Source organism: Actinoallomurus acanthiterrae, assembly GCF_054775715.1.
The window spans coordinates 10,690,112-10,706,143 of sequence record NZ_BAAHCO010000001.1 but is presented as its reverse complement, the minus strand read 5'-3'; the positions used below and the strand labels follow the sequence as shown (position 1 = coordinate 10,706,143).

Annotated in this window: 14 protein-coding genes; 3 read left to right on the top strand and 11 right to left on the bottom strand. The window is 73.3% G+C overall.

The features are described 5' to 3' along the window. Position 1: 1 nt before the first annotated feature. From ACYVF7_RS50500 to lysW, 7 genes are read right to left on the bottom strand one after another with little or no spacing between them, the layout of a single operon-like run. Positions 2 to 4,039 carry a non-ribosomal peptide synthetase gene (locus ACYVF7_RS50500; RefSeq protein ID WP_460353982.1) on the bottom strand — a complete coding sequence of 1,346 codons (4,038 nt, stop codon included), beginning with the start codon at positions 4,037 to 4,039 and terminating at the stop codon, positions 2 to 4. A gap of 20 nt (positions 4,040 to 4,059) precedes the next feature. Beyond that, on the bottom strand, positions 4,060 to 5,001 hold the full coding sequence (locus ACYVF7_RS50495; protein WP_460353980.1) for a transketolase family protein: 942 nt from the start codon (positions 4,999 to 5,001) through the stop codon (positions 4,060 to 4,062). Next, complete coding sequence (locus tag ACYVF7_RS50490; protein WP_460353978.1) at positions 4,998 to 7,055, bottom strand: M20/M25/M40 family metallo-hydrolase; 2,058 nt, start codon at positions 7,053 to 7,055, stop codon at positions 4,998 to 5,000. The genes ACYVF7_RS50495 and ACYVF7_RS50490 overlap by 4 nt, the downstream gene beginning before the upstream one ends. Further along, positions 7,052 to 7,894, bottom strand: coding sequence for a [LysW]-aminoadipate kinase (locus ACYVF7_RS50485; protein WP_460353976.1), 843 nt, complete (start codon positions 7,892 to 7,894; stop codon positions 7,052 to 7,054). The genes ACYVF7_RS50490 and ACYVF7_RS50485 overlap by 4 nt, the downstream gene beginning before the upstream one ends. A 22-nt stretch (positions 7,895 to 7,916) precedes the next feature. After that, positions 7,917 to 8,942: an N-acetyl-gamma-glutamyl-phosphate reductase gene (gene argC / locus ACYVF7_RS50480; RefSeq protein ID WP_460353973.1), complete on the bottom strand. Its 1,026-nt coding sequence runs from the start codon at positions 8,940 to 8,942 to the stop codon at positions 7,917 to 7,919. A 2-nt stretch (positions 8,943 to 8,944) separates the two neighbouring features. Further along, positions 8,945 to 9,805, bottom strand: a complete 861-nt coding sequence (locus tag ACYVF7_RS50475) for a RimK family alpha-L-glutamate ligase (RefSeq protein WP_460353970.1) — start codon at positions 9,803 to 9,805, stop codon at positions 8,945 to 8,947. Continuing rightward, positions 9,802 to 9,966, bottom strand: coding sequence for a lysine biosynthesis protein LysW (gene lysW, locus ACYVF7_RS50470; RefSeq protein WP_460353968.1), 165 nt, complete (start codon positions 9,964 to 9,966; stop codon positions 9,802 to 9,804). The genes ACYVF7_RS50475 and lysW overlap by 4 nt, the downstream gene beginning before the upstream one ends. 178 nt (positions 9,967 to 10,144) lie before the next feature. On the opposite strand from lysW, the gene ACYVF7_RS50465 reads away from it, so the two are divergent. From ACYVF7_RS50465 to ACYVF7_RS50455, 3 genes are read left to right on the top strand one after another with little or no spacing between them, the layout of a single operon-like run. Next, positions 10,145 to 10,879 carry a sulfotransferase-like domain-containing protein gene (locus tag ACYVF7_RS50465; RefSeq protein ID WP_460353966.1) on the top strand — a complete coding sequence of 245 codons (735 nt, stop codon included), beginning with the start codon at positions 10,145 to 10,147 and terminating at the stop codon, positions 10,877 to 10,879. After that, positions 10,857 to 11,624 carry an AzlC family ABC transporter permease gene (locus tag ACYVF7_RS50460; protein ID WP_460353964.1) on the top strand — a complete coding sequence of 256 codons (768 nt, stop codon included), beginning with the start codon at positions 10,857 to 10,859 and terminating at the stop codon, positions 11,622 to 11,624. The genes ACYVF7_RS50465 and ACYVF7_RS50460 overlap by 23 nt, the downstream gene beginning before the upstream one ends. Positions 11,625 to 11,626: 2 nt before the next feature. Continuing rightward, complete coding sequence (locus ACYVF7_RS50455) at positions 11,627 to 11,932, top strand: AzlD domain-containing protein (RefSeq protein ID WP_460353962.1); 306 nt, start codon at positions 11,627 to 11,629, stop codon at positions 11,930 to 11,932. A 259-nt stretch (positions 11,933 to 12,191) separates the two neighbouring features. On the opposite strand, the gene ACYVF7_RS50450 is transcribed toward ACYVF7_RS50455, so the two are convergent. From ACYVF7_RS50450 to ACYVF7_RS50435, 4 genes are read right to left on the bottom strand one after another with little or no spacing between them, the layout of a single operon-like run. Beyond that, the gene (locus ACYVF7_RS50450; protein ID WP_460353960.1) at positions 12,192 to 13,511 is read right to left on the bottom strand and encodes a DegT/DnrJ/EryC1/StrS family aminotransferase; all 1,320 of its coding nucleotides are present in this window, start codon (positions 13,509 to 13,511) and stop codon (positions 12,192 to 12,194) included. Positions 13,512 to 13,523: 12 nt separating this feature from the next. Next, the gene (locus ACYVF7_RS50445; protein ID WP_460353958.1) at positions 13,524 to 14,543 is read right to left on the bottom strand and encodes a BtrH N-terminal domain-containing protein; all 1,020 of its coding nucleotides are present in this window, start codon (positions 14,541 to 14,543) and stop codon (positions 13,524 to 13,526) included. Continuing rightward, a complete protein-coding gene (locus ACYVF7_RS50440) occupies positions 14,540 to 15,145 on the bottom strand; it encodes a hypothetical protein (protein WP_460353955.1) in 606 nt (201 codons plus the stop codon). Before ACYVF7_RS50440 ends, ACYVF7_RS50445 begins: the two co-directional genes overlap by 4 nt. Then, entirely contained in the window at positions 15,142 to 16,032 is an 891-nt protein-coding gene (locus ACYVF7_RS50435; protein ID WP_460353952.1) for a GNAT family N-acetyltransferase, read from the bottom strand. The genes ACYVF7_RS50440 and ACYVF7_RS50435 overlap by 4 nt, the downstream gene beginning before the upstream one ends.

The window sequence follows — 16,032 nt, the reverse complement described above, 5'->3', positions numbered from 1 at the left end:
CTCATTCGCCGCCGGTCTCGCGACCGGCGGACGCCTCGTCCAGGAACCGGCCGAGTTCGGCCGCGAGCGTGTCCACGTTCGGCTGCTGGAGCATCGTGTAGTGCGTGCCCGGCACCGTGCGCTCCACGATGTCGCCCGAGATCAGGGGCTCCCATCCGCCGTCGTACTGACCCTCCTTGGCGCCGAGCGAGACGAGCGAGCCGTCGTAGTGCCCGGGCCGGTAGGTGAGGGCCGTGGCCGCGTTGGCCATGAAGACCTGGATCCGGCGGCCGAGCTCGGCGCGGATGTCGCCGGGGATGCGGCCGGTGCGCTCCAGCGCGTCGACCACCTCGGCGGTCTGCTCGTCGGGGGGCAGTTCGACGATCCGCTCCCAGTCGACCTCGGGCGGCTCCTTGCCCTGCAGGCCGGACAGGTCGTGCGCGAACGACTCCAGCATCTCCGTGTGCGTGGGCGGCTCGTCCAGTTGCGGAGGCACCGCGGAGTCCATCAGCACCACCAGCCGTACCGTCTCGCCGTCGGACCGGAGCTGCCGGGCCATCTCGAAGGCCAGCGTCCCGCCGATGGACCAGCCACCCAGCAGGTACGGGCCGTGCGGCCGGATCACGCGGACGGCCTCCAGGTAGCGGGCGGCCATCGCCGGCACGTCGGGCGGGTCGGCCTCGCCGTGCAGGCCGACGGCCTCGATGCCGTAGAACGGCTGCCGATCGTCGATCAGCCCGGCGAGCCTGAGGTAGGGCACGGCCGACCCGCCGGAGGGGTGCACGCAGAAGAACGGCGCGCGTTCTCCCTCGGCGCGGATCGGGACGAGCCAGCCGGGAGACCCCTCGCCCGGCACCTCATGACCGCCGCCCGCGCGCTCGTCGAGCAGCGACGCGATCCGCCGGATGTCCGGGGCCAGCAGCACCTCGCGGCTCTCCAGCGCCACGCCGGTCTCGTCCTCGACCCGGTTGAGGAGCCGGATGAGGTTGAGCGAGTTGCCGCCTGCGGAGAAGTAGTTGTCACCGGGGCCGAGCGGTTCGTCGCCGAGCTCCAGGACGTCGCGGATCAGGTCGATGAGCGTGCGTTCCGTCGCGGTCGGCGGCCCGCCGGAGGCGCCCTCCGAGCTGGAAGGGCTGGAAGAACCTGGAGCCGGGAGCCGCGACCGGTCGAGCTTCCCGCTGGCGTTGCGCGGGATCTCGTCCAGGGCGATCAGCTCGGACGGCACCATGTGCGCGGGCAGTTCGTCGGCCAGGTCGTCGCGGAGCGCGTCCACGTCGAGCCCGTCCCTGACGACGTACGCGACGAGCCGCTGCCCGCCCGGGCCGTCCTGGGCCGCCACCGCGGCGTCCCGTACCCGCGGCTGGGAGGCCAGCGCGTGCTCGACCTCGCCCGGTTCGATCCGCAGGCCGCGGATCTTGATCTGGTCGTCGGCCCGGCCGACGAACTGCAGGTTCCCGTCGGACCGCCAGCGCACGAGGTCGCCCGTACGGTACATGCGCTCGCCCGGCACGAACGGGTCCCGCAGGAACCGCTCGGCGGTGAGCTCGGCCCGGTTCAGGTAGCCGCGGGCCAGTCCGGTGCCGCCGATGAACAGCTCGCCCGGGACACCGACCGGCACCGGCTCGAAGTGCCGGTCCAGCACGTACGCGCGGTGGTTGCCCATCGCGCGGCCGATCGGCGGCATCGAGCGCAGCGGTTCGGGTGGGCACCGGTAGTCGATGCACGCGACGGTCGCCTCCGTCGGGCCGTAGCCGTTGTGGAACTGCCGGCCGTCGACGTTCCAGCGGTTGACGAGCTCGCCGGGGAACGGCTCCAGCCCGACGAACAGCGCCCGCAGGGTCGGCAGTCTGTCGGGGTCCAGCAGCTTGAGGACGGCAGGAGGCAGGTCGCTGAGCGTGACGTGCTCCGCGCGCATGAGCGCGGTGAGCCGGTCGGGGTCGAGGAGCTCCTCGCGCGGCGCGGCGACGACGACGGCGCCGTGGGCGAGCGCGGCGTACAGGTCGAAGACGCTGACGTCGAACGCCAGGTTGGCGAACTGCAGCACCCTGTCGTCGGCGGTGATGCCGAACAGCTCCCGGCAGTTGCCCACGAAGTTCACCACGCTGCGGTGGCTGATCATGACGCCCTTCGGCGTCCCGGTCGAGCCGGAGGTGTAGATGACGTACGCCAGGTCGTCGGGGCCGGCCGGGCAGGGCGGCGGGCCCGGCTCCTGAGCCGCGAGCGCCTCGCCCAGGTCCTCGTCGTCCAGGAGCAGGACGTCGACGCCGTCCGGCAGCCGGTCGGCCAGATCGCTCGTCGTGATCACCAGATCGGCGCGGGAGTCCTCGAGCTGGAAGGCGATCCGCTTCGGCGGATACCCCGGGTCGAGCGGCAGCCAGGCGCCGCCCGCCTTGACGACCGCGAGCTGGGCGATGGGCGCGTCGGGTCCGCGGTCGAGCAGCAGCGCGACGAGCCGCCCGGTGCCTACCTGCCGGTCGCCCGCGAGGAGGCGGGCCAGCCGGTCGGAGCGCTCGGTCAGCTCCGCGTACGGCACGGTGCGTCCCTGGAAGCGGATCGCGGGGGCTTCGGGCCGTTCGGCGGCCCGCTCGGCGACGAGTTCGTGCAGCAGCCGCCCGTCGGTCGGGTGCGGCAGGGGACGCGGGTTCCAGTCCCACAGCACCTGCCGGCGTTCGTCCTCGCCGAGGATCGGCACCCGGCCGATCGGCCGGCCGGGGTCGTCCGCCGCCGCTTCCAGGGCCGCGCGCAGGTGACCGGCGAGCCGTTCGGCGCGGCCGGCCTCGAACAGCTCCGCGGCGTACGTGATCCGGAGCCGCGCCCCGCCGCCCGAGGTCTCGATCACCTGGAGCATCAGGTCGAACCGGCTCCCGCCGTGGGGGACGGGCACCTCTTCGACGCCCAGCGCGCCGTACCACTCGTGCACCCCATCGACGAGGCAGAAGGCGACCTGCGCCGGCTCGGCGCCGAGCGCGTCCGTGAGGGCCTCGTACGGTGTGTCGCGGTGGTCCAGCGCCTCGGTCAGGGACTCCTCGGTGCGCCGCGTGAGCTCGCCGAAGGCCGGATCGCCGGACAGGTCGGCGCGCAGGGCGAGCGTTCGCGCGTACGGACCGGCCGATCCGCGCGGCACCTCCCCGGTCCGGCCGTCCACGACGACGGCGGCGGCGAAGTCGTCCTGGCCGGTGTACCTGCCCAGGACCAGCAGGAATCCGGCGAGCAGGACATCGCGCGGCTCTCCCAGGCCGCGGACCTTCGCGTACAGCCCGGGAGACAGCGCGGACTCGTGCACGGCCCCGGCCCGGGACCTCCGGGCCGCCCTCGGCGCGTCGGCGGGCAGGTCCAGCGCCGGCAGATCGGCGAGACGCCCGGTCCAGTGCTCCAGCTCGCGCTCGAGGTGCTCGCCGCCGCGGAACGCCCGCTGCCACGCGGCGAAGTCCACCGGCTGCGGGGACGGCCCGCCGAGCCAGGGGGTCCTGCCGCACAGTTCGCCCACGACGTCGCGGAGCGAGAAGCCGTCGATGACGATCCGGTGGGCGCTCACCACGAGCAGCCTCTCGTCCTCCCCGGTCAGGAGGAGGCGGGCCCGTACGAGCGGGCCGGTGGCCAGGTCGAAGCGGTGCTCGGCCGCCTCACGCAGCGCCTCGGCGCACCGCGCGTCGCGCTCCGGTCCGTTGGCCGTACGCAGATCCAGCACGGGGACCGCGTCCGGGCCGAGGTCGCCCGGTGGGGGATCGACGATCTGGTGGGGAACGCCGTGGTCGCTGCCGAAGCGGGTGCGCAGCGTCTCGTGCCGGGCGATCGCGGCCGCCAGCGAACGCCGGATCGACACGGCGTCCGGCTGGCCGCGCAGGCGCACCGCGACCACCTCGACGGCGGCCTCCGGCGGCAGCCGTCCGGCCGCGTCGTCGAACCACAGGCGTTCCTGCTCGAACGTGAGCGGTCGCCGGCCGCTCCGGTCCACCGGAGTGATGGGCGCGGTCGCGTGCCGCGCCTCGCGGCTGCGGCGCCACCGGAGGTCCAGGAGCGCCCGCCGTACGTTCTCGAGTCGGTCTTCCCTGTCCGTCACCGTCATTCCGGTCTCGCCCCTCAGTCGATGTCGCCCAGCGCCTCGCGGACCTCGTCCACCACCGCGTCCGGCGTGATGCCGCTCCGTTCGAGGAGGTAGGGGTGGTCCCCGGCCATGGAGACGAACTCGTCGGACACGCCGACGCGGCGGACCAGCACGGGAAGGCCGGCGAGGGCCTCGCTCACGGCGGCGCCCAGGCCGCCGTGCTCCCAGTGCTCCTCGACGGAGATCACCAACCGGGCGTGCCGGGCGTGCTCGACGAGCGTGGCCACGTCGAGCGGTTTGATCGTGTGCATGTTCAGGACGCTCGCCTCGACGCCGTACTCGGAGAGCCGGTCCGCGGCCAGGAGCGCCGCGTGCACCGGGTACGGGCCGCAGGCGACGAGCGTCACGTCGTCGCCGTGCCGGAGGACCTGCGCCTCCCCGATCCGTACGGGCGGTGCGTCTTCGGGCAGCTGCGGCGTGGCGCCGCGGCCCAGCCGCAGGTAGACGGGGCCGGGCAGGTCGACGCTCTGCCGGAACAACCGCTCGGTGCTCTCCCCGCCGGTCGAGACGAGCACCGTCATGTTCGGGAGCAGTCGCATGACCCCGAGGTCCTCGAGGCTGTGATGGGTGGGCCCGAGGCTCGCCGCGGACAGCCCGCTGTGCGTCGCCGCGATGCGCACCGGCACCGCGTTGTACGCGATGTCGATCTTGACGAACTCCAGCGCGCGGGTGCTCGCGAACGTCGCCATCGTGTTCACCACCGGGATCCGCCCGCTCTTGGCCAGGCCCGCGGCCACCCCCATGAGGTCCTGCTCGGCGATGCCCAGGTTGAAGTACCGGCCAGCGGCCGGGCCGAAGTCCGTCCCGTTGAACAGGCCGGTGTCGCTGTCCAGACACACCAGCCGGGCGTCCTCGGCCATCATCGGCACGAGCGTGTCGCGGAAGACGTTCCGGTCCGGGGGCGTCTCGTCGCTCATTCCTCCTCCTTCGTCGCCTTCCGCAGCGTCGTCAGGGCACGCCGTTGCTGCCGGTCGCTGAACTTCACGAAGTGGCTCCGCACGTCGCCCTCGATGTAGGGCAGGCCGCGGCCCTTCACCGTCCGGGCGATGACCACGGTCGGGCGGCCCTGCTCGGCGGGCGTCGTCAGCGCGTCGAACAACGCGCCCAGGTCATGGCCGTCGACCTCCCGCGCCGTCCAGCCGAACGCCCGCCAGCGCTCGGCGAGCGGTTCCAGGCCGACCACGTCCTCGGTGCCACCGGTGATCTGCAGCCGGTTGCGGTCGATGACCGCGGTGAGCCGGTCCAGCCCGAGGCTGCTCGCCGCCATCGCGCCCTCCCACACCGACCCCTCCTGGAGCTCGCCGTCGCCCATGAGCACGACGCACCGGCGGTCCGCGCCGTCGAGTCTCGCGGCGAGGGTGGTCCCGATGCCCAGGGGCAGCCCGTGCCCGAGCGCGCCGGACGGCACCTCGACACCCGGCAGGTGACTGTTCGGGTGGGCCATGAACGGCGACCCGGCCTTCCCGTAGTCCCCGAGCCGGTCGGCGGGGAAGAAGCCGTACTCGCCGAGCGCCGCGTACAGGCCGATCGCCCCGTGCCCCTTGCTGAGGATGAGGCGGTCGCGGCCGGGCGCCTCCGGGTCGTCCGGGTCGATCCGGAGCACGTGCGAGTACAGCGTCACCAGGATCTCGACGAGCGACATCGACCCGCCCAGGTGGCCGCCGCTCCGCCCGGTGCACATCTCGATGATCCGTTCACGGATCCGCGCGGCGCGCTCCGCCGACTCCGCCAGCCCCCTGGGGTCGCCGTCGGTACGGGAGGGTTCCCGCGGGCCGGCGTCCGTTCCGTCGGAGTCGCCGGCGGCCGGTTCGGTCTCCGGCCGCTCGTCTCCGGCGCCGGCCGCGGGGCGGCGCAGCGGGACGGGCCGCGCGGGCTCGCGCTCGGCGGCCGGCCGCTCGGCGAGCCGGTACAGGGCGGTGGTCAGGACGGAGATCGCGCGCAGGTAGCCGGCGACGTCGGTCGACTCGTCGGCGGAGTGGTCGAGTTCGCTGTCGCCGGGCCCGTAGGTGGCCATCGGCACGTGCCACTTCTCGGCGAGGATGTTGAGGTCCGCGGTCGCGGTCTTCAGCTTCGCCGCAGGGCGTACCCCGTGGGCGCGGATGCCGGCGCTCAGCGCCCGTACGACCGGGTCCGTCCGGCCGACGCGGTGCGCGGCCACCGAGTTGATCACGGTCAGCCGTCCGTGCGGGGTCCGTGCCCGGAGGCGCTCGACGAGTTCCTCGGCGTCGAACCCCGGCGGTGTGCGGATGCTGAACTCGGCGTCCGCCCGGAGCAGGTCGCCGGAGAAGGACACCAGGTCGGCGCCGGGCCGGTCGAACGCGTCGTGGCCGATGTCGGGGCCGAGCAGTTCCAGGAGCTGCGCCCAGCAGCGGCCGGCCAGCTCCGCGGCCTTCGGCACCGGCCGCGTCGGGTGCATCGCCTCGCACTCCACCTCGTACCGGAGGTCGAGTTTGCCCTTGTAACCGAGCACGACCGTCGACCAGCCGCTCGGCTCGCCGATGATCAGCGCGTCCGGGGCCGGGAGCGTGTCGCGGATCGCCGTCGCGCCCCGCGACAGGGCGGTCTCCTCCTCGACGGCGCCGACCACGACGACCCGGCCGGGCAGGTCCGTCGCGCGGGCCGCGGCGCAGACCATCGCCGCGAGGGGGCCCTTGGCGTCCGACGAGCCGCGGCCGTACAGCCTGCCCTGCTCGTACCGTACGGGGACGTCGCCGGGCACGGTGTCCATGTGCCCCAGCAGCATCACCGTCGGCCCGTCGCCGTGGGCGATCTCCCCGATGGCGTTGCCGGCCTCGTCGACGTACGCGGAGAAGCCGAGCTCGCGCATCCGCTCGACGAGGAAGGCGGCCAGCCGTCCCTCGTCGTAGGAACGTGACGGGATCTCCAGCATCCGGCGCAGTAGATCGACCGCGTACTCCTCTGTTATCGGATCGTCCCGGCGGGGGGACTCCTCCGTGCTCGTGTCGGTCACGCCGTCATCTCCTCGGTCTTCTCCTCGTCCAGCACGATCCGGGTCGCCTGTCCCGACAGCGCCCTCCTCAGCGGGTGCGCGCACCGGCCGTCCGCCACCAGCACCCGCCGTACGCCACCGAGGAGCGCCTCACGGGCGGCGACCAGCTTGAGCCGCATCCCGCCGGACACGTCCGCCGGCGCTCCGCCGGGCGGCACCCGGTAGACCGGCACCACGGATCGCTCGTCGGTGACGTCGGCGAGAACGCCCGGCGCGCCCGTGAGCATGACCAGCGTCTCGGCGCCGATCGCGGCGGCGACGGCGGCGAGCGCGCGGTCGGCGTCGGTGTTGACCGGCGTGCCGTCCTCGGCGAGCGCCGGTGGGGACACGACCGGGATGAGACCGGCGTCGAGCAGTCCCGTCAGGAGGTCGCCGCGGACGCCGGTCACCCGGCCGCTGTGGTCGTCGCGGACGAAAACACGCCGGCCGTCGACGACGGCCCGGTGCACGGCCTTGCGGCGGGCCCGCAGGACGCCGCCGTCCAGCCCGGTCAGCCCGACGCCGGGGACGCCGAGCGCGGCGAGGGCGGTGACCAGCCGGGGCTTCACCCGCCCGGCCAGCGCGAGGGTGACGACCTCGAGCATCGCGTCGTCGGTGTAGCGGGCGGAGACGCCGTCGGGTGAGACGAGCCGCCGTCGTGGGACGCCCAGCCGCTCGGCCAGCGCCTCGATGTCCGCGGACCCTCCGTGCCCCAGCACGACGGCCCGCCCCTGGCGGTACAGCTCCGCGACGTCCGCGCAGACCGCTCCCGGGTCGACCGCCTCGTGGCCGCCGCACTTGATCACTGTGATCCCCGTCATCGGACATCCCTTCGGCTCGTGCTCAGTTCGGGTGCAGGCCGGGGAACTCCAGCCCCAGCCGTTCGGGCCAGCCGAACCGCACGTTCATGCACTGGACCGCGTTGCCCGCGCCGCCCTTGACGAGGTTGTCCAGCGCGCCGATCAGCACGAGCCGGCGTTCCTCGGTGTCCAGGGCGAAACCGACGTCGCAGAAGTTCGACCCGGAGATGATCTTGGGTTCGGGCAGCCGGTACAGGCCGCGGCGCTGGGCCACCACGCGGACGAACGGCTCGTCCCCGTAGTACTCCCGGTAGATCGTGCGCAGCAGCCGCTCGTCGATCTCCGCGGCCAGCCGTCCCCGGCACAGCACCTGGACGCCGCGCACCGCGTCGACGCCGGTGGCCGTCATGGTCACCCGCAGCCCGGTCGCCTGGGCGATCTCGGCCTCGTGGCGGTGCCCGATGGGGGCGAACACCCGCAGGACGTTCGCGCGCTCGGGGTGGGCGTCGGCGGGGCCGCCGGACGCGCCGGAGCCGCTCGATCCGGTACGCGCGTCGACGGACACCTCCGGCAGGAGCAGGCCGGAGTCGGCGGCCGGCCACAGCGCGAGGATCGCGGCGGTGGCCATGCACCCGGGAACGCTGATCCGGTCGGCGTCGCGCAGGGCCTTGCGGTGTAACTCGGGCAGGCCTCCGACGAACTCGCCGAGCAGCTCCGGGGCCTCGTGCGGCACGTCGTAGTAGCGGCGGAAGAGCTCCTCGTCCGGCAGCCGGAAGTCGGCGGTCAGGTCGATCACGACGTCGCCGAGCTTCAGCAGCCCCGGCGCCTGCCGCATGCTCTCCAGGTGCGGGACGGCCAGGAACACCACGTCGTACGACCCCAGGTCCTCCGGGTGCGTGAACGTGAGGTCGCAGACCTTCCGCAGGTTGGGGTGGACGGAGTCGATCCGGCGCTTCGCGAACCGGCTGGAGGTCGCCGCGCGCAGCTCGACCCGGGGATGACCGGCCAGGATCCGGATCAGCTCGCCGCCGATGTACCCGGAGCCGCCGATGACCGCGACAGTGATCATGATCAGACCGTCCTTGTCATCACGTGGTCGGCTATCCGGCCGGCGACGTCGACCCGCTCGCCCATCGCCTCCTGGAACCCGGAGAACTCCACACCGGAGTTGACCTCTAGGACCAGCAGCCGGCCGCCGGGCTCTTCGAGAAGGTCGACGCCGGCGATGTCGGCTCCGACCGCCAGCGCGGCGGACCGGGCCAGGTGCTCGAGTTCGGGGGTGACGGGGCAGACCTCGGTCGTGGCGCCGAGCGCGACGTTCGTACGCCACTGGTCGCCGCGCCGGTACGTCGCGCCGAGGACCTCGCCCCCGACGACGATCGCCCGGATGTCGCGTTCGGGCGTCGGCACCATCTCTTGTACGTAGACGACGTGGGACTGCGGGGACGGCAGCGCCGCGACGTGCTCCAGGACGGCCGTCGCGGCGTGCCGGTCGTACAGCGGGGTGACCAGCCGGCCCCAGGACCCGGTGAGCGGCTTGATGACCGCCGGGTAGCCCATCCGCTCGACGGCGTCGAGCGCGGCCTCGGGGGTCAGGGCCAGCGCGGTGCGGGGCACGGGCAGGCCGGCGTCACGCAGCGCGACCGAGGTGCGCCACTTGTCGCCGCACAGCTCGATCGCCGCCGAGCCGTTGACGACGACGACACCGTGCGCCTCCAGGCCGCGCGCCGCGGCTGCGGCACGGACCTGGCCGATCTCCCGGTTGAGGGCGACCGCCCAGCGCGGCGCCTCCGCGTCCAGCTCGTACCAGCAGGTGCGGCTGTCGACGTGCTCGTACTTCACCGCCCGGCGATCGAACGCCGTCATGATGCGCTTCTCGTCGAGGCGCACGCGTGACGCGACGATGCCGACCGGCTCCGCGGCCCCGCTCACTCCCCCCAGTCCTCCTCGACGTCGGGAGCGGTGGCGAGACCCACCGGCGACGTCTTGACGACCTCGAGTTCGGAACCGCATTCCGGGCACTGCAGAATCTCATTGAGCTGGGGTTCGTCCTCGACACCGATCTGAGCGGAGCATTCCGGACAGGTAGGCATTGCTCTCTCTTTCCGTCGACTCACGATCCACGTTAGAGAGAGTCGCCAGAAGGCGGATCGGCCACGCGATGATGCTCTTCCCGCGAGGTTCGTCATGGTGATTACAGCCCTCGAGGATGCTTCGGATGAACTGGGGTAGTACCGATTCCGTTCATGCCGTCCGCCTGCGGGAGCAGCCATGTCAGAGCGATCCTCGCTGCCCGGGATATTGGTGCTGTGGAGCGCCCCGCGCAGCCGGTCCACCGCCTTTTTCCGCATGATGGCCGAGCGCGGCGATTTCACGCCGGTGCACGAGCCATTCTCCTATCTGGCCGAATTCGGATACGTCGAAATCGACGGCGTCCGTGTCACCTCGGAGCCCGAGCTGATCGATCAGCTGCGGTCGCTGGCCGCGCGCGGTCCGGTCTTCGTCAAGGACACGACGGACGAGCGCTATCCGGGAGTGCTCGCCGACCGGCACTTCCTCGCCACCGGCGCCGTCCACACCTTCCTGATCCGGCATCCACGCGACACGATCGCCTCCTACCGGAAGCTCAACCCCGAGGTCGCCCTTCACCAGATCGGCTTCGAGTCCCAATACGAGCTGTACGCCCAGGTCGAGCACGAGACCGGCCGCGAGCCGGTGGTCGTGGACTCCGACGACCTGCTCGACCGGCCGGAGGCCGTGGTCAAGTCGTACTGCGAGAGCGTCGGCATCCCCTACCTTCCCGAGGCGATGACCTGGGAGGCGGGGCACCGTGAGGAGTGGGCGCCGTCCGGGCGCTGGCACGCCGACGCCGCCGCGAGCACCGGTTTCGTCAAGGTCGAGGAGCGGTCCGGCGTCGACGTGGAGTCGCACCCGGTGTACGGCGACTACCTGCGCCACCACCTCCCGTTCTACGAGATGCTCCATGCCCGCCGCCTCGTCGGCTGACCCGGAGGCCGCCGAGACCCCCCGGGAGCGGCTGCGCAAGGGGATCTGGACGGGGCTCGGCCTCGCCTCCGCGTCGTTCGCTCTCGCGATCACCTTCGGAGCGAGCGCCCGGACGCTGGGCTGGGGCATGGTCCCGGCGATCGTCTGCTCGCTGGTCGTCTTCTCCGGCTCCGCGCAGTTCGCGCTCGCCACGGCGCTCGCCGGAGGAGGAGGCGCCGTCCCGGCGGTGGCCGCCGCCGCGCTGATCAACGCCCGGTTCATCCCGATGGCCGTCGCGATCGCGCCGAGCGTTCGGGGCGGCGTCGTCCGGCGGGCGCTCATCGGGCAGGCGGTGGTCGACGGCTCGTGGGTGGCGGCGCACCGCGGCGAGGGCCGGTTCGATCCGGAGCGCCTCGTGGGCGCGACCCTCCCGCAATGGCCGGCCTGGGTGTGCGGCACGGCGATCGGCGCGGTGCTGCACCCGTCGTCCCACATCGTCCAGGTCTTCGCCCTCGATGTGATCTTCCCGGCGTTCTTCCTCGTCCTGCTGATCGACGAGCTCCGCGAGTCCGCGGCGGCGCGACGCGCGGCCGCCCTCGCCACGGTGCTCGCGGCGCTTCTGGTCCTCGTGGTCCCCGTCGGGATGGCGCTGCTCTGCGCCTCGTCGGCGGCCCTGCTCGGCCTCTTTCCCGTCGGCAAACCAGCGGACGAGCCCGTCGAAGAGCCCGAGAGCGAGCGCACCGACCGCTTCGCCGAAAAGGAGTGACCATGCCTCTCTGGCCGGCCATCGTCTCGGTCGCCGTGATCAACGTGCTCTTCAAGGCCCTCGGTCCCACCGTGCTCGGCGGGCGGTCCCTCCCGCGGCAGGTCCGGGACGTCATCGCCCTGCTGGCACCGGCCCTGCTCGCCGCCCTCATCGTCGCCGAGGTCGCGGGCGCGCACTGGAGCAAGTTCGACTGGACCGTCATCGCCGGCCTGGGCGGGGCGGGGGCCGCGCGGCTCCTGCGCTGCCCCGACCTGCCGGCCATCCTGTGCGGCGTCCTCGTCACCATCCTGTGCCGACTGGTCGTCTGACCGCCCGCCGCGACCGACGTCTGTCGGTTCACCGGCCGTCGTCCCCAGCATCTGCCGTTCATCGACGCGCCGTCCCCGGCGCCTGCGGTACGCCGACACGTCCTGACCGGCGACCATCGTCCATGGACGCGCCGTGACCGGAGCCTTCCGTACGCCGACTCGCCGTGACCCGGTGTGCCCGGCGGATCGAGGTCCGAACACGCCATGACCGGCGCGTCCTCGGGATGGGCGCGCCGGTCACGGCTGCTCCGAAGGCCGGTCAGCCGGCCCATTCGGCGTCGGCGATCTGCTCGGCCTCGCGCCACGGCGGCGTGTAATCGAGGGCCGTCGCCTCGGCCGCGATGACGTCGCGGTGCTCCCAGAGTTTGGCGGCCGCGTCGGCGTACAGGTCGAGGAGCGGGCGGGCGTCTGGATGCAGGTGCGCCTTCTGGATGGTGAACGAATCGTCGATCACCCGCAGGGTGTTCGGGTGGTCCTCGCCCCGGTACTTGCGGTCGACGCCCGGCAGCGGCGACTGGAACAGCCGCTGCGCGGGCAGTGGCATCAGCTGGTAGTGCGTCGCCGGGACGCCCTCGGCCCGCAGGGCGCGCATGACGACGGCGCGGAGCGGCCCGGCGGCCTCGGGGCCGAGGCCGAACGGTTCGGGGTCGACCCGGAGCCGCAGGATGTGCCAGACGTGGGTGCGGTCGTCCGGCGCGGTCGGGACCTTCAGCCAGGGCAGCTCCGCGAGCCGCCCGAGGAAGTGCCGGACGTTCCGGTCGCGCGCCTCGGACTCCTCGGCGAACCGCGTCAGCCGGCTCCGTGTGAAGGCGCACTGGATCGCGTTCGGCTTGTGGTTCCAGCCGAGCAGGTGGGAGACGTAGCTGCGCGGCCCGCGCCGGGGGATCAGCTCGCCGAACTGCCGCATCATCGTGGCCCGGCGGTAGAGGTCCGCGTCGTCGGTGGTGACCAGGCCGCCTTCCCCGCAGGTGGCGAGGTTCTTGCTGACGTTCAGGCTGAACGTGTTGATCGCGCCGAAGGAGCCGACCGGCCGGTCGTGGTAGTGCGCGCCGTGGGCCTGGGCGGCGTCCTCGATCACCGTGAGGCCGTGCCGGTCGGCCACATTGAGGAGCTCGGTCAGGTCGGCGGGCAGCCCGTGCAGGTGGACGACCATGACGGCGCGCGTACGCGGGGTCACCGCCGCCTCGACGGCGGCCGGGTCGACGTTGAAGGTCACCGGGTCGATGTCGGCGAACACCGGCACGGCGAACACGTGCAGGGGCGCGATGGCGGAGGCGACGAAGCTCAGGGCGGGCACGATCACCTCGTCGCCCGGCCCGACGCCCGCCGCGGCGAGGGCGACGGACAGCGCCGTGGTGCCGTTGCTGACGGCGACGCAGTGCCGGGTGCCGGTCTCCCGCGCCCACTCGCGCTCCAGGCCCTCGATCTCCTTCTCGCCGGAGGACGCCGCGGTGAAGCGGCCGCTCGCCAGCACGCGGCGTACGGCCTCCTCATCGTCCGCGGTGACCAGCGGCCACTTGGGAATGCGGCGGTCACGCGGAACGGTCCGCGCGCCGCCGAGCATCGCGAGTTCTTCCATGGTCACTCCCGGTCATAGGTCGGCCAGCGCGGCCTCGGTCTGGAACAGCGCCTGCTCGGTCGCGCCGAGGATCGCGTCATGCCGTCGCCGGAGGCGGCGGGCGGAGACGTCTTCCTTGCGCGTGAGAGCGGCGGTGATGCGCAGGGCGGTCCAGTGGTGCGCGACGCGTTCCACGGTCCGGCCCAGTTCGCGGAGGAACGGCGCGTCGAGGGTCCGGCCGACGTCGGTCAGCCAGTCCGCGTGCAGCGCCGTCGTGGCCAGCACCCCGCCCGCCACGACGAACAGCTCGTCGGCGATCTCGTCGCCGCGGACGAGCCGCTGCTCCATGACGCGGAGGAAGCTCTCCAGCCCGGACAGCCCCTCGTGGTCGTCGCCGTCGTCGGGGGCGGTGAACCCGGCGAGGTTCCGCAGGAGACGCGCGGTGACGACCTCCCGGTCGACCGGCAGGATCCGCGTGTGGTCCACCGTCACCTCGAGCCAGCGGTCGGCGATCGGGCTCTCGGCGAAGAACATGTCGCGGTCGTGGTGCGCCTCGTTCCCCGAGTCGCGGGCGGCGGTGAGGACGCCGATCGGCAGGTCGCCGTCGAAATGCGGTGGGACGGCGTCGAGGACGCGGGCCGTCCGCTCGTCGTCGTCGAAGCCGTACACGATGATCAGGTGGTTGGCGTGCACGTCCTGGTACGCCGGGCGGAAGGGCAGCTCGAAGTTGTCCACCGCGACGGCGACCGGTGTCCCGGCGGCCACGCGCTCGCGCACCTCGGCCCAGCCCTGGTCGGGCCCGCCGGGAGTGTGCCACCGGGACGTGACCGGGTGGTACGGCGCGATCGCGGACAGCAGGGAGGCGCCCGGCCGGCTCGGGAAGTAGTACTCCTCCTGCCGGAAGTCGCCGGGCGGGTAGTAGAAGCCCCACGAGGCGCCGAGCGCGTCGAGGGGGGCCACGCCCTGGTGGGCGAGCAGGGTGGCGGCGCAGGCGTGCAGGCAGCCGGCCAGGTCGTGCCGCCAGGGCCGGACGCCGTCGAGAACGACCTTCATCGCGGGTCCACCTCTTCGGCCGCGGGCAGCAGCGTCATGGCGAACACGTGCACGGCCGGGTTGTCGGGCAGCCGCATCGCGACGAGCGGCGTCTCACGGGGCACGGGCACCCGCTCGCGCCAGATCGCCGGGCCCATCCGCTCCTGCACGTGCCGGGGGTAGTGCAGGGTCCGGCAGCGCAGTCCGTGGCGTTCGCCGAAGCGGGGGTCCGTCTCCGGCCAGAAGTCGGACACACGCAGCCACTCGGGGGCGATCGCGCCGTCCGCGTAGTGCAGCAGGACGGGATCCTCCGTACGGCGCTCGGCGGCGGCGACGAGGTACACCCAGTCGTACCGGCCGGGTGGCACGGAGACGAGCTGGCCGGCGCAGCGCACGTTGTCCGCGCCGGTGGGACCGCGCTCGGGGAACCGGAACGGCACGCCGCCGAGCACGGTCGGCGCCTCGGCGGGCAGTTCCTCGGCCGGGAAGGTGTTGCGCCAGATGTTGAAGGCGCCGCCGGACAGGTCCTTCCGCAGGGTGATCCCGGTGTTGTCAAAAAAGAGGACAGGTCGATCAGGATCATCGACCCGGTCGTCTCCTGCCGGACGGACGTCAAGGGTCACCACCTCCAGGGGGCGATCTCCGCCTCGCGGCCCGGCGGAAGCCGCCAGAACGCGAGGAACTCGGGGTGAACGGTGCGCGGGGCCACGTGCGCCGGCACCGAGGCGCGGAGCGGGCCCGCGTACCGCAGGTCCGGCGTCTCAAGGAGCTCGTGCGGGTCGGGCGCGCGCTCGGTGGGCAGGTCGACACCCGCGAGCCGTACGGCGGGCACTCCGGTGCTCACCAGCCGGGCGCCGGCCTCGCGCACCGCCGCCGGAACGCCGTCGGCGCCGTCGACGACCACGGCCCACAGCCCAGAGGGCTCGGTGAGCCAGCAGACGACCGGTGCCGCCGGCGGTGGCATGGCCGCCCAGGGGAAGGGGTCCGGCCGGCGCGGGGCAGCCGGGTCCCGGTCCATGGTCACCTCGGTGAGCGGCTTGTCGGCGCTCGGCCAGTGCGTGGCCACCTCGTAGCCGAGCGCCGCGTAGAACGACGGCAGGCAGCGCTCGACGACGGCGTTCAGCCGGACGCGGGGGACCGCGTTCTCGCGCGCCGCGTCCTCGATGGCGTGGATGAGCCCGCGTGCCACGCCCCGCCTCTTGCCGGCCGGCGCGGTGGCGACGCGGCTGATCTCCCAGTCGCCGGCCTCGCGGACGCGGACCGCGCCCGCGGGAGTGCCGTCCGGGGCGAGCGCCAGCCAGATCCGTACGCCCGCCCGGAGTTCGGCCGCGACCTCCGCGGCGGTGTCGCGGGACCCGTCGGGAGGCGGCAGCCCATGGATCGGGTCCGACCGGGCGTACGCCTGCCGTGTGACCGCCGCGATCGGCTCGGCCCACCGGCGGATCGCCGCCTCGTCGCCGGTGAGGCGGACGAAGGCGAGGTCGTGCGGGGTCGTCTTCAGGTCGGTCAT